Genomic DNA, 13,302 nt, shown 5'->3' with positions numbered 1-13,302 from the left:
ATATGAGAGTTATCAGCTTTTTTCGAGCCTTTCCAATCATAATTCAAGCAAAAAAATCACTTTTTGTTCTAGATAAAAATTGAATTATTTAAGCTTATTGGAATAATCGGCCTAAAAATGGTTGACATTTTCATAAAAAATAGGTTCTTTTTATTATTATATCTGTATAATAACATATAAATATGAAGCTCGTCTTGTATCTGAACTAACTTTCAATTTTCCACAGATTAACTTTCGATTGGGCTTTTTATATGCCAGCCATCTATATGAAAACCACCCATTTGTATGAGCACATACTCTACTACTGCTTCATATGACGCCATCATCTTTTCAGCATTGTCCTCATGCATTGCTCTCATAAAAATTTCTCTAAAGTCCTCATCTGGAAATGCTGACTTACTATATTTTTGCAGGTAAATTGGATCTTCAAGATAGGCATAGATTTGATAAAAGGGTATCGTTTCTAGATTTAAAAACTGACAGTACACCAAAAATAAATTGGCTAATGAGTTATGGTAGGTAAAGGAAAAGTCCATTCTATCCTGCTCATAACAATCCTTTAAATTATCTAGTGCATCCCATAGTTCATATTTTTTTATTTCTAAGACCGTTTCATTCATTGTGTTATATTTTTCTTCGAGCCATTCCTCTGCCTCAAATTTCAAGTCTTTTATTATTCCAGTATAATCAAATAAAATCCTACCTGTTTTAAATTGGACCATCGACATAGTTCTTCTTTTTTTAAAATCATCTTGGAAATACCCACGAATTTGACTTGATGGATTCGCAAAGTATTCAATTAAAAAACCATCAATAACACGATTCCCTCTTTCCCTCCACCCCACATTATCCGCCAAAATAATATGAACATCAATATCAGAGCGCTTAGAGGGATTTCCAGTAATATAGCTCCCACATACGAGCGCTCCTACAACTTCCTCTTTATCTTGCCATGCTTTCAGGAACGTTTCTAAGGCTATTTTCCATTTTGCCATTGATATCATTCACTCCCTTTTTAATTGATTTATTTCTACAATACTATTGAAAAAACAGAAAACCTTTAAATACGTTTTCTGTTTTTATCTGCTTCTTATTTAATTTCTTTAACAGTTAATTTCTTTTGGCTAACTTCATAAGTGACTACCACGTTTTTAATAAACGCCGTATCATCATAGGAGAGACTAGCTTCAAATTCTATGGTAGCATCTCCCTTCCATCTAAGATGATCCACATAGCTATAGTTTTCATGATCTGTTCGAATCCAAGTATCTAACCCTTGCTCAGCACCATATTTAACCCTTGAAGATTCTACTAACTCTGGGCTTACCATTCGCTCTTCCACATTGATGACTTCAACAAATTCACTTTTATTAGAGTTCGTGACAATAGCAATTAATTTCTGATCAGGTGAAGGAATTATCTCTTTAATATACATTGATGGACTGGAGAAGCTAGAATATGCCTCTAGCACATCATCTTTTATACGCCAAAGAACATTTTGGCTTCCGTAATCTGAATAATTATTGAATAAAGTAAAGAAGACGCTCCCATCTGCTAATTTATATACCTGCTGACTTTTAAAGCTTCCCGATAAAATATCGACAGCAAAAATAGCCGAATTTGCAATTTTTTTGTTATCACTTTGTATAAATGGCTGAATAGCCTTTAACGCCTTATTTCTCAACTTTTCATCATTATAGCTCTCTACTAGTCTATTTATTGCAATATAGATATACTCCTCTTTGTCACTATCTAGAGCTTTTAGAAATTTATCTGCATCATATTTTGTAGCTGGCATTAGTTCCATGTCCTCTGCTGATAAATAACGAATATAAAGCTCATTATTTTGATGTTTATAGTAAGCTGCTGCTATTGTGGCAGTAGAAACTGAGCTTACGATCATCATACTTATTACCACAGCGAGCCATTTTTTAGAAAAACTTTTCTTCTTTACTTCATAGTTGGCGGCTTCAATTAACTCTTCCTCTATAAATCCAATTTCACGATATAACTCCTCTTTTTTCATATATATAATCCCTCGCTTTCCAAATAAAATCTCAGTTTATTACGTGTCCTAAATAAGTTGGACTTAACTTTACTACTACTCATTTGAAAGTGTAAGGAAATATCTTTTATAGAATAGGAGTACCAATATCGTTGAATAAATATATTTCTAGATTGTTCATCTAAGGTATATAAAAATTGGCTAATGTATTGAGCAAGTTCACCCGCTTCATAGGATGTTTCTACCGTATGAGAAGAAGCTAGACATTCTTCCAGCTCTGTGAGAATGACCTCAAACTCATTGTTTCTCTTTTTGGCTGTATTATAGCTATGCTTATCAAGTGCAATATTACGTATGATTCTCCCTAAAAAAATAGATAGTTTTCTTGGTATCTGTGGAGGGATTGTGTTCCATGCAGCTAGGTAGGCATCATTCTCACATTCTTCAACATCCCTCAAATTTGCCAAGATTCTTCTTGCTATTACTCTACAATATGCTCCATATTTTTTCCTTGTTTCCAAAATAGCCTGCTGTGAGCGTTGTATGTATAAAGCAACTATTTTTTCATCGTCCATTTGCATTTTCTCCTTTTATGTACTCTTACTTATAAAGTAGATAATCCAAACAATTGGTTGCATGTTGTGGCAAAAATTCTGGTAATGAAAAAACCGCACTCTTTTAGGTACGGTTCTCCACATTTCAAAATAAATTAGATAAAAATGTTTGTATTGATGTAGGTAATAGCTGAAAGAATAATCCCTCATATTTAATATCCAGTATACCAGCGACAACAATAACAACGAAAATTAACAATAGAAAGATTTTCTTATTTTTAGAAATCCAATTCAATAGATGCCACTCCTCTGTCCTAATAGTAAGCATGTTTAGTATAAGTTGATTGCTATCAAATAGCATCCTATTCATTGTCTGTCACCTAATTTTACAATGCTACATAAATTAAAATGATACGCTAAAAATGAGAAATATGTAAGAAGGGAATGGGTATGGTCAATTTTAAATCTTTTCGGGGTGTTATCACTCAAATCAGTGATTTTTCTGTTGGGCAAAACGGAGATAAGAACGGTTGTTATAAAATAATGACCTTAGAAGATGGTGCTGGTGGGGTCGTCAATTTTATTATTTCTCCCTCCACCTATTTTGTTAATCGTGAAATTGTCACTACTGGTGAATGGGTAACAGGATATTATGATGGAGATGCACCTGTACCGATGATTTACCCGCCACAATACCGTGCTTTAATTATTGTAAAAGAAAGCAATTATCATAATGTAAAGGTAGATTTCTTTAATCAACAATTACTGAGTAGTGATGGACAATTACAATTAAACCTTTCTCCTACTACGATTATTTCACTTAAAAATGGGCAGCCTTTTACCAATAGTCCTGCCAATCGAAACCTCATTGTTGTTTATGGTCCTACCACTAGGAGTATTCCTGCTCAAACCACTCCCTATGAAATCATTGTTTGGTGTTAATTTAATCACATTTAAACAACGGCTTAAACCTCACTACGTGAATTTAAGCCGTTGTATATTGTTATTTTTTATTCAGTATCATTTTTCATTTCATGTAATTGTTGTTTAATCTGCTCTAGATATTCTTTATTTTGCTGAACCGTATCCAAATGCTCACCATATTGTTCTGCATTGAAACGTGCATTTTCAGCATGCTTAATCTGATTAAATGCATGTTCTATTGCTATTTCCTCTGGATGTGATTTTGCATGCTTTAATAGACGATCCGCCTTTTGCACAGAGTTACTAAACAATGTGCTAGGATGATCCTGCTTCCAACTTGTATCGGAGTGCTTAGCCAATGTATATATCTTCCCTTCTTAAAAATGTTTTCATTGTTCTAGATGTAGTATTATGAAATGCTCTGATAATATGTATGGAAGAAAATAAACACAATATTTCCCAGGCTATAATCAAAGGACTAAGGCATATGCCTTAGTCCTTCTCTCAATGTCATGAATAGTTGTCAAATATAAATTAGTGCCATGCAGTCCTCTCACTGACTGGTTGCTTGATATCTGTTTTTCCTTGTGTTTCAGCAAAGTTATTGATTTGTGCTGAAGCTGAATCAAGCTCAAATTCAGCACCAAACTCCTCACGATGAAGTGTCTGACGCTGTTGATTTGTTTTATTTGCACTTTTCGTACCATTTGATCTGTTACGATTTGTATCCATATTTGACATAACCATCCTTCATCGATTATTTGAAAAGCTTTAAAACCTTGTACAAGTTTTACGAACTTTTCATTCTAAAGTTTGTCCAAGGAGGAAAAAAGAATGTGCATTAATTATTTTTTTTAGCTAAGTATAGAGTTGAGGATTTTTCAATTTTTGATTGTTAGTAAGTCGCTTGCAATCTTATTTTCTTTCTGACTATAATACTTGTATACAAGTATACTCCAAATCAAAAAGGGTGATATTATGAGCGAATATAATGATTATTTATATCCACAAAAATGGCTTTCTAAGGCTTCTACAGGTGATCGCGTAGCATATGAACTTAGAATGCGTATTATTTCAGGTTTAATTGAAAGCGGTACCATTCTTTCAGAAAACAAACTGGCAGCTGATTTTGAAGTAAGCCGTTCACCCATTCGTGAAGCCTTAAGAATATTAGCTTCTGAAAATATCATTCGATTAGAGAAAATGGGTGCTGTTGTCATTGGTTTATCTGAAAAAGAGATTGAAGAAATTTATGATGTTCGATTGCTGATTGAAACATTTGTGTTTGAACGTCTCATAAAAATGGATACAACTAGCTTAGCACTAGAACTTAGCAAAACATTAGAAATGATGAAAGTTGCCATTAAGTATAACGATGCAGACGAATTTTCTTATCAGGATGTTATGTTCCATGAGACAATTATTCGTTCCATCGGACATTCCTATATCACCATGATTTGGAATAATTTAAAGCCAGTAATGGAAGGCTTGATTTTACTATCTATGCGCATGCGCTTTAAAGAGAAATATGAGGATTTTACTCGTATTGTGAAAAATCATGAGCTCTATATTGATGCTATTAGAGCCAAAGATCGAGAGCTTATGATTAAATCCTTACATGAAAATTTTGATGATGTTCAAGGCAAAGTAGAAGATTTATGGCGGTCACAGCAAATGCTATCTAAAGGGGTTGAGCCACAAAATGACTAACTATATGTTAGGTGTTGATATAGGGACTACTAGCACTAAGGCCGTATTATTTAGTCAACATGGGAAGGTTATTCAACAAGAAAATATTGGGTATCCATTATATACACCGGATATTTCGACAGCAGAACAAAATCCAGAAGAAATCTTTCAAGCTGTACTACAAGCCATTACCAACATTATGAAAGTCCATTCTGATAAACCATTACTATTTGTTTCCTTTAGTAGTGCTATGCATAGTGTGATCGCTATGGACGAAAATGATCAACCGTTAACACCTGTCATCACTTGGGCGGATAATCGTAGTGAAGCATGGGCACATAAAATTAAAACTGACTGGAATGGCCATGAAATTTATAAAAGAACAGGTACACCTATTCATCCAATGTCACCACTAAGCAAAATTACTTGGCTTGTGCATGAACATCCTGAAATCGCGCGCAAAACGAAGAAATATATCGGTATTAAAGAATACATTTTTAAAAAGTTTTTTGATCAATATGTCGTCGATTATTCATTAGCTTCGTGTATGGGTATGATGAATCTCCATACATTAGATTGGGACGAAGAAGCTTTAGCTGTTGCAGGTATTGCGAAAGCACAATTATCCACACTCGTACCAACAACTCAACTATTTTTAAATTGCAATGACCTTTTAGCTAAACAAATTGGTATTGACCCACAAACACCTTTTGTCATTGGTGCAAGTGATGGCGTGCTCTCTAATCTAGGTGTGAACGCCATTCGAGAAGGCGAAATTGCTGTCACTATTGGGACAAGCGGTGCTATCCGTACCATAATTGATAGGCCCAAAACAGATGTAAAGGGTAGAATTTTTTGCTATGCACTAACAGAAAACCATTGGGTCATTGGTGGACCCGTAAACAATGGTGGTATGGTATTACGCTGGATTCGCGATGAGTTTGCCTCTTCTGAGATTGAAACAGCTAAAAGACTAGGTATTGATCCATATGAAGTGTTAACGAAAATTGCTGAACGTGTTAGACCTGGTGCTGATGGGCTGCTATTCCATCCCTATCTATCAGGTGAACGTGCGCCTTTATGGAATCCAGATGTCCGTGGTTCATTTTTTGGTTTAACTATGTCTCATAAAAAGGAACATATGATACGAGCTGCCCTCGAAGGGGTTATCTACAATTTATATACTGTCTATTTAGCATTACTGGAATGTATGGAAAGCCCTGTCACTCGTATTCAAGCAACAGGCGGGTTTTCACGCTCTGAGATTTGGAGACAAATGATGGCGGATATTTTTGAATCCGAAGTGGTAGTACCTGAAAGCTATGAAAGCTCCTGTCTAGGCGCTTGTATTTTAGGCTTATATGCTACAGGAAAAATTGATTCCTTTGACGTTGTCTCTGATATGGTTGGTGACACTTATAAACATACGCCGATCGAAGAAGCAGCCAAAGAATATAGACAGCTACTCCCAATTTTCATTCGTTTATCTAGAGTTTTAGCAGACGACTATACGTCAATTGCTCAGTATCAAAGGAGCTTAATTAAGCCCGACTAAAGAGGAGGAGAATACATGCCATTAGTTATTGTAGGTATTGGTATTATTGCGCTGTTAATTTTAATAATGGGCTTTAAATTAAATACGTTTATTTCATTAATCATTGTTTCATTCGGTGTTGCTTTAGCTCTTGGGATGCCTTTGGATATTATCGTAAAAACGATTGAAGCAGGGTTAGGTGGAACATTAGGTCACTTGGCACTAATATTTGGTCTTGGAGCGATGCTAGGAAAATTAATTGCCGATTCTGGCGGTGCACAGCGTATTGCCATGACCCTTGTGAATAAATTTGGAGAAAAGAACATTCAATGGGCAGTTGTAGCAGCATCCTTTATTATCGGTATCGCTCTTTTCTTTGAAGTAGGTCTTGTGCTATTAATCCCAATTGTCTTTGCTATTTCAAGACAATTAAAGGTTTCTATTTTATATTTAGGAATTCCAATGACCGCAGCCTTATCTGTCACACATGGATTTTTGCCACCACATCCTGGACCAACTGTTATTGCTGGCGAATTTGGGGCAAATATTGGTGAGGTGTTGCTTTATGGCTTTATCATCGCCATTCCGACTGTTATTTTAGCTGGACCATTATTTACAAAATTAGCGAAAAGGTTAGTGCCTGAATCATTCAACAAAACTGGAAATATTGCCTCTCTAGGTGAACAAAAAACATTTGAACTAGAGGACACACCGAGTTTTGGAATAAGTGTTTTTACTGCACTATTACCCGTTATTTTAATGTCCATTGCTACTATTATTACACTGTTACAAAAAACAATTGGCTTTGAAGATAATAGCTTCTTAGCAGGGATCCGCTTCATCGGTGAAGCTGGTACATCCATGTTAATTTCCTTATTAGTTGCCGTCTATACAATGGGGATCGCAAGGAAAATTCCTATTAAGCAAGTAATGGAGTCATGTACAACAGCAATATCCCATATCGGTATGATGCTCTTAATTATTGGGGGCGGTGGTGCCTTCAAACAAGTTTTAATTGATGGTGGTGTCGGTGATTATGTAGCTGAACTCTTCCATGGAACTACCTTATCGCCAATTTTACTAGCATGGATTATTGCGGCTATTTTACGCATTTCATTAGGGTCAGCTACGGTTGCTGCTTTAACAACAGCTGGGTTAGTCATTCCAATGTTAGGTCAAAGTGATGTAAACCTTGCCTTGGTCGTGTTGGCAACAGGTGCAGGAAGCTTAATTGCTTCACATGTCAATGATGCAGGTTTCTGGATGTTTAAAGAATATTTTGGATTAAGCATGAAAGAAACATTCGCTACTTGGACCTTGCTAGAAACAATTGTATCTGTGGCTGGCTTAGGATTTATTTTATTACTTAGTTTATTTGTTTAAAAAATGTTTAAAAAGGAGCAAGTACAATGTTAAATACAATTGGCGTTATTGGATTAGGTGTTATGGGCAGTAATATCGCTTTAAACATGGCTAATAAGGGCGAGCAAGTAGCCGTTTATAATTACACACGAGATTTAACCGACAAACTTCTACAAAAAGTTGAAGGACAATCGCTTACTCCTTACTATGAAATAGAAGAGTTTGTACAAGCTTTAGAAAAACCAAGAAAGATTTTTTTGATGGTGACAGCTGGGAATGCTATTGATTCAGTTATTCAATCAGTAGTGCCTTTCCTTGAAAAGGGCGATGTCATTATGGATGGCGGCAACTCTCATTATAAAGATACAGAGCGTAGATACGATGAACTTAAAGCTTTAGGAATTGGGTATTTAGGGATTGGTATTTCTGGTGGTGAAGTAGGAGCATTGACAGGACCATCTATCATGCCTGGTGGTGATCAAGAGGTCTATAACAAAGTAGCACCTATACTGACAAAGATTGCAGCACAAGTGAATGATACACCATGCTGTACGTATATTGGTCCCAAGGGCGCAGGTCACTTCGTCAAAATGGTACACAATGGAATCGAGTATGCAGATATGCAACTCATTGCGGAGGCCTATACGTTTTTAAGAAAAAATATAGGATTATCCGTTGAGGAAATTGCTACTATCTTTGAAACATGGAATCAGGGTGAATTGAAAAGCTATTTAATCGAAATAACAGCTGAAATCTTAAGGAAAAAAGATGAGATAACAGGATTACCACTGATTGATATGATACTTGATAAAGCTGGTCAAAAAGGTACTGGGAAATGGACAAGCCTGCAATCTATAGACAATGGTATTCCTACATCAATTATTACGGAGGCCTTATTCGCTCGCTATATTTCATCATTAAAAGAGGAACGAATTCAAGCAGAGGCAATACTATCTGGACCAAATTATAAACAGCAAAATTTAGATAGAGATGTCTGGATTGAATACGTCCGCCAAGCGCTATATATGGGGAAAATATGTGCTTATGCACAAGGATTTACACAATATAAAATGACATCAGAGCTTTATGAATGGCGTTTACCATTAAAAGATATTGCATTAATTTTCCGTAGTGGTTGTATTATTCGAGCAGATTTTTTAAATGTTATTAGTGAAGCCTATCAAAAGCAACCTTCTCTAAATAATTTATTAATTGATCCATACTTTGCAGAAAAGTCGATGGACTATCAAAATGGATTAAGAAAAATAGTTTGTGAAGGCATCCAAGCAGGAAACGCGTTCCCTTGCTTGAGTGCTTCTCTCACATATTACGATAGTTATCGAACAGGTTCATCTAATGCTAATATGTTACAGGCACAACGTGATTATTTCGGTGCGCATACGTATGAACGAATTGATGCACAAGGTGTTTTCCATACAAATTGGTAAGTAAAAAGCTAAAATATACATCATTGCCTCAATGATTGTATATTTTAGCTTTTTTATTCTAGAAAAACATGTACTCGATTACGGCCTGCTTGTTTTGCCGCATACAGTGCTTTGTCCGCATTGTTTAAAAGCTGATACAGTGTCTCTTGTCCCTTTGTGCCTTCTGCTACACCACAGCTAATAGTAGCACGAATTGCTCCCTCAGTAGTCATAAGTGGCTGGGATTCTACGCTATTACAGAGCAAATTAGCTAATGCTTGCCCCTCTAATAATGTAGAGTCCTTGAGTGCAAGAACAAATTCCTCACCGCCATACCGTGCAAACAGTTCTCCTTTTTTCAACACACTCTGACAAACCTTTACGACATGAACTAGTAATTGATCACCGATAGCATGCCCATACGTATCATTGACGTTTTTAAAATGATCGATGTCCATTAAAATGACAGTAAAAGCTGAGGATGATTCTCTTGCCTCGCTGTAAGCCTGATTACATTGTTGAAAAAAAGCTCGACGATTATAAATTTGTGTAAGTTCATCGTAAAAAGCGAGTTGCTCTAACTGTCTTTGTAGCTCCTTCAACTCTGTTATATCAGTGAAAATAAGTAATAACCCCTTACCATGATTAACATGTTGCAGCTCTGTAACACGCACTTGATAAGTATGATCAGAAAGCACAATCTCGATGTCTTGCGTATTCACCACTGCCTCCAATGTAAATGGCATCGGTTGTCCAGTTACTTCAATCCATGTTTCCCCAATATCCCTACCAATCATTGATCTGGTTAGCTGAGGAAATACCTTGCTACAGGCTTGATTAAACTCTATTAATCGAGCAGATTCATCTAACACAATAACCCCATCATTGATACTATGAAATATTGCATCCTTGGCAACAGGCATCACCCTAAATAACCGTGAGGAATTAATAGACCATAAATATAAAAATGAAGAAGCCCATAATACCATAGGGACAGGATCAACTCCTTGAGGTGTTAAGCCCAATAAATAGATGAATGCTGTTATCATAGGAATAAGTTGACCACACATTAAGGCAATTAATTGTTGCCGGTAGGCCTTAGTAGTCTCTTTCCAATGGATTAATACTAATAAGAAGGATACGAACATACAGCCAAAAGTAAATATGCCATGAATGATATACCATATGCCAATTTCCTGATGAACATAAGGTTCCCCTAATATAGGATCTATTTCAAATACTCTATAATGAAAATGGTGTATATCATTTGTAACAACCATGATTAAGCTAATAAATGGAATGGCAAGAAGAGCCATTATCTTTTTCCTTGTCAGATGAAAACCGAGGTATTGCATGATAAACAATAATCCGAGAGGCGTTGAAAAAGCCATACCTACATATTGGATGGCCGTCCAAACCTTTATGGCACTTAATGTTGTAGCGATTAAACCAAAAGCAGAAGCAAAACAATATACCGCAATTAATGCGGTATAACTAATAAACAATTGAGCAATTTTTGTATAATTGTAGCGTTTTAGAAATACGTATAAACATAAATACAAATTTAGTACACCTGATGTGCAGCTAAGAGTAATGAAAGCAGTCAATTGCGAATTCATGTCTATGTACCTCTTTATATTTTTAATTTTAATGTAGCATACATATAAAATTTTGTGGATTTATTTATCGATTAATTTTTTAAGGAGTAACGAATATGATCAATAAGGATAACTCAGAAATCATTTTCTTTTCTGATCCAGTTGAAAATCTAACCCACCCCTTTTATAAGAAACAAATTGTATTCACAGGCGCCCTTTCTACCATGACACGATCCGAAGCCTCCAAACAAGTAAAAGCATATGGAGGGTATTTACAGGGAGCTGTTACACAACATACTGATTTCGTTGTGCTTGGTAATAAACGTAGGGGTATAAGCGCCAAGCAGCAGAAAGCTGAGCAGCTAATCCGTGAGGGGCAAGACATTCAAATATTAATAGAAGATGATTTTTTATGGCTTATTTCGATCCCAAAGAAAGATGATAAGTAAAAAGAGTATGTAAGGTTGTTCTTCTTACATACTCTTTTAATTTTTTACTTTATCGGAACAGCAATAGGCTTTAATGTATATGGCTCTTTTATCAGTTCTAATGCCCCTGTACTATCCTTAATTTTGTATACACCTACTACAGGGGTAATCATAATCGAGGTAGCTTGTTCATCAAATTTATTTGCAACAATACGAGGAAAATTTTCACGCCCTTTGAAATCTGTATTATGACTAGTTCCTCTAAAATGAATTACATTATAATCATTCCCTAAATCATCTGTCACAATATAGTCAATGAGAACTCCTTGCCAAGCTTCATTTTCTTTTTCTACCAAGACTTCTTCGGAAAGATAAAATGTTGTAGCGATAGGTGTTTTCGTTATTTTAAAAGCTTCAATTTTTATACCTTTTCCTTCTGTTTTCATACTATCCTTTTCCACCCTTATTGTTTCACTTTCAAGCTTCTCTAAAGCAAATTCAAATGCCCAGTCACCTGCTACTGAATTATTTACATTATTTAAATCAACAATTTGATTTCCTTGAAAATTAATGTGAACTTCCTCGGGCTTAGAGCCTCTAATGAGTTCAAAAATATACAATACTGCATACTCATTGCTGTTTATCTTTTGAACCATATAATTTGTTGAATAGCCGCCATATCGATACCTATTTCCAAATTCCTTAGCAGTTAGTTCACGATTGTCACCATATAAAACTGGCCTTTCTCCTAAATCCTTTTCACTTTTAATAGTGTAAGCAATAGTAATATTTTCGCCATCATATACAGCATCTGTGACAGTGACTTCAACTTCATTACTTTCTTGGCTCACTCCGACACTTGTAGAATACTGATCATAGTTGTTAAATACATACCTTTCATCATCAATAAACAATTCGAATATACTTCCGATAAACGGTAAATTTGCAGCAAATGTAGGAAACGTATAACCAAGTGTCATACTGGATGCAATAAAAAAAGTAGCTGCAACAATAAAATTTTTAATGAAATGCCTTTTCTTTTTGACTATCATGACATTTCTTTTCACTCTCTCTTTTTCAAGCGAGCTCACTTCCATCGGCTCTATATTTATATCAAGATTTAAATCATTAAATTGTTTATATAGCTTTTTCATGTCATACTTCCCCCCAAACGAATTTGCTGTAATCGTTTTTTCCCACGATATAATCGATTATCAATAGCGGCTTTTGTTAAACCACAATGAATAGCAATTTCTTCGTTTTTCATATTTAAAAAGTATTTCATCGTAAAAATATCACGGTCTAATTGCTCTAATTGCGTCATCATGATGAGCACTTCCTCCGTTGTTGTCTTGATTAAGTATTCCTCTTCAGCCGATATTGCGGCTTCACCTGTTTCATTTAGCTCATAAAAATATGGAGTTTTAGACAACCTTCTTTGTTTCGAAATGGCTTTAAACTTTGCTATCGTGCAAATCTATCTTCTAAAATCCTCTTTATCGCCTCTAAATTGTTTAGCATTTTCATAAGCCCCTAGAAATGTATCACTAATACATTCCTCTATTATTTGAGGATCATTATAGGATTTTAGAGCATTATAAATAATCGCTTTGATAATCCCCATATATTCATCAATGACATATTGAAGTGTTTCTTCTCGTTTTTTCTTAAGATGTTTTATAAAATTTTCATCTGTTACCCTCATGCAAACACCCTTTCTTCCACAAACATAAAGGATCCTTTATATAAAACATCGCTCAATCTTAAATTTCTTCTCATAT

General features: G+C 35.2%; 16 protein-coding genes. 6 read left to right on the top strand and 10 right to left on the bottom strand.

Translation table 11 applies throughout. The annotated features are described in order from the left end of the window. Nucleotides 1-227: 227 nt before the first annotated feature. From ACHZEU_RS13945 to ACHZEU_RS13930, 4 genes are all read right to left on the bottom strand, one after another. A complete protein-coding gene (locus ACHZEU_RS13945) occupies nt 228-995 on the bottom strand; it encodes a nucleotidyltransferase domain-containing protein (RefSeq protein ID WP_066038332.1) in 768 nt (255 codons plus the stop codon). 95 nt (nt 996-1,090) lie between these two features. Beyond that, on the bottom strand, nt 1,091-2,026 hold the full coding sequence (locus tag ACHZEU_RS13940) for a hypothetical protein (RefSeq protein ID WP_066038333.1): 936 nt from the start codon (nt 2,024-2,026) through the stop codon (nt 1,091-1,093). Beyond that, nucleotides 2,023-2,580 (bottom strand): RNA polymerase sigma factor, encoded by a 558-nt coding sequence (locus tag ACHZEU_RS13935; RefSeq protein WP_054548847.1) that lies wholly within the window; start codon nt 2,578-2,580, stop codon nt 2,023-2,025. Before ACHZEU_RS13935 ends, ACHZEU_RS13940 begins: the two co-directional genes overlap by 4 nt. 124 nt (nt 2,581-2,704) lie before the next feature. Next, the gene (locus ACHZEU_RS13930; RefSeq protein WP_231595739.1) at nt 2,705-2,854 is read right to left on the bottom strand and encodes a hypothetical protein; all 150 of its coding nucleotides are present in this window, start codon (nt 2,852-2,854) and stop codon (nt 2,705-2,707) included. 155 nt (nt 2,855-3,009) lie between these two features. On the opposite strand from ACHZEU_RS13930, the gene ACHZEU_RS13925 reads away from it, so the two are divergent. Next, the gene (locus ACHZEU_RS13925; protein WP_048395293.1) at nt 3,010-3,501 is read left to right on the top strand and encodes a hypothetical protein; all 492 of its coding nucleotides are present in this window, start codon (nt 3,010-3,012) and stop codon (nt 3,499-3,501) included. 68 nt (nt 3,502-3,569) lie between these two features. On the opposite strand, the gene ACHZEU_RS13920 is transcribed toward ACHZEU_RS13925, so the two are convergent. Both ACHZEU_RS13920 and ACHZEU_RS13915 read right to left on the bottom strand, forming a co-directional pair. Next, on the bottom strand, nt 3,570-3,842 hold the full coding sequence (locus ACHZEU_RS13920) for a hypothetical protein (RefSeq protein WP_004233441.1): 273 nt from the start codon (nt 3,840-3,842) through the stop codon (nt 3,570-3,572). Between the two features lie 175 nt (nt 3,843-4,017). Beyond that, complete coding sequence (locus tag ACHZEU_RS13915) at nt 4,018-4,224, bottom strand: hypothetical protein (protein WP_054548846.1); 207 nt, start codon at nt 4,222-4,224, stop codon at nt 4,018-4,020. 237 nt (nt 4,225-4,461) lie between these two features. Here ACHZEU_RS13915 and ACHZEU_RS13910 point away from each other — a divergent pair, with 237 nt between their 5' ends. From ACHZEU_RS13910 to gnd, 4 genes are read left to right on the top strand one after another with little or no spacing between them, the layout of a single operon-like run. Continuing rightward, entirely contained in the window at nt 4,462-5,193 is a 732-nt protein-coding gene (locus ACHZEU_RS13910; RefSeq protein WP_048395289.1) for a GntR family transcriptional regulator, read from the top strand. Beyond that, nucleotides 5,186-6,727, top strand: coding sequence for a gluconokinase (gene gntK / locus ACHZEU_RS13905; RefSeq protein ID WP_066038334.1), 1,542 nt, complete (start codon nt 5,186-5,188; stop codon nt 6,725-6,727). The genes ACHZEU_RS13910 and gntK overlap by 8 nt, the downstream gene beginning before the upstream one ends. Before the next feature lie 15 nt (nt 6,728-6,742). Continuing rightward, nucleotides 6,743-8,089, top strand: coding sequence for a GntP family permease (locus ACHZEU_RS13900; protein ID WP_066038335.1), 1,347 nt, complete (start codon nt 6,743-6,745; stop codon nt 8,087-8,089). 26 nt (nt 8,090-8,115) lie between these two features. Beyond that, nucleotides 8,116-9,516, top strand: coding sequence for a decarboxylating NADP(+)-dependent phosphogluconate dehydrogenase (gene gnd, locus ACHZEU_RS13895; protein WP_066038336.1), 1,401 nt, complete (start codon nt 8,116-8,118; stop codon nt 9,514-9,516). Between the two features lie 53 nt (nt 9,517-9,569). Here gnd and ACHZEU_RS13890 read toward each other — a convergent pair whose 3' ends face one another. Then, a complete protein-coding gene (locus ACHZEU_RS13890; protein ID WP_066038337.1) occupies nt 9,570-11,114 on the bottom strand; it encodes a histidine kinase N-terminal 7TM domain-containing protein in 1,545 nt (514 codons plus the stop codon). A gap of 95 nt (nt 11,115-11,209) precedes the next feature. Between ACHZEU_RS13890 and ACHZEU_RS13885 the strand changes: the two genes are divergently transcribed. Then, entirely contained in the window at nt 11,210-11,542 is a 333-nt protein-coding gene (locus ACHZEU_RS13885; protein ID WP_066038338.1) for a BRCT domain-containing protein, read from the top strand. Between the two features lie 44 nt (nt 11,543-11,586). Here the strand turns inward: ACHZEU_RS13885 and ACHZEU_RS13880 are convergent, their stop codons facing one another. The 3 genes from ACHZEU_RS13880 to ACHZEU_RS13870 are packed head-to-tail and all read right to left on the bottom strand — an operon-like array spanning nt 11,587 to nt 13,226. Next, on the bottom strand, nt 11,587-12,675 hold the full coding sequence (locus ACHZEU_RS13880) for a DUF4179 domain-containing protein (protein WP_066038339.1): 1,089 nt from the start codon (nt 12,673-12,675) through the stop codon (nt 11,587-11,589). Continuing rightward, nucleotides 12,672-12,953 carry a sigma factor-like helix-turn-helix DNA-binding protein gene (locus ACHZEU_RS13875; RefSeq protein WP_231595738.1) on the bottom strand — a complete coding sequence of 94 codons (282 nt, stop codon included), beginning with the start codon at nt 12,951-12,953 and terminating at the stop codon, nt 12,672-12,674. Before ACHZEU_RS13875 ends, ACHZEU_RS13880 begins: the two co-directional genes overlap by 4 nt. A 45-nt stretch (nt 12,954-12,998) precedes the next feature. After that, entirely contained in the window at nt 12,999-13,226 is a 228-nt protein-coding gene (locus ACHZEU_RS13870) for a sigma factor (protein WP_404803505.1), read from the bottom strand. Nucleotides 13,227-13,302: the final 76 nt, after the last annotated feature.

Source organism: Lysinibacillus sp. S1 (assembly GCF_044986265.1).
Classification (GTDB): Bacteria; Bacillota; Bacilli; order Bacillales_A; family Planococcaceae; genus Lysinibacillus; species Lysinibacillus capsici.
This window is presented reverse-complemented; position numbering and strand designations above follow the sequence as displayed.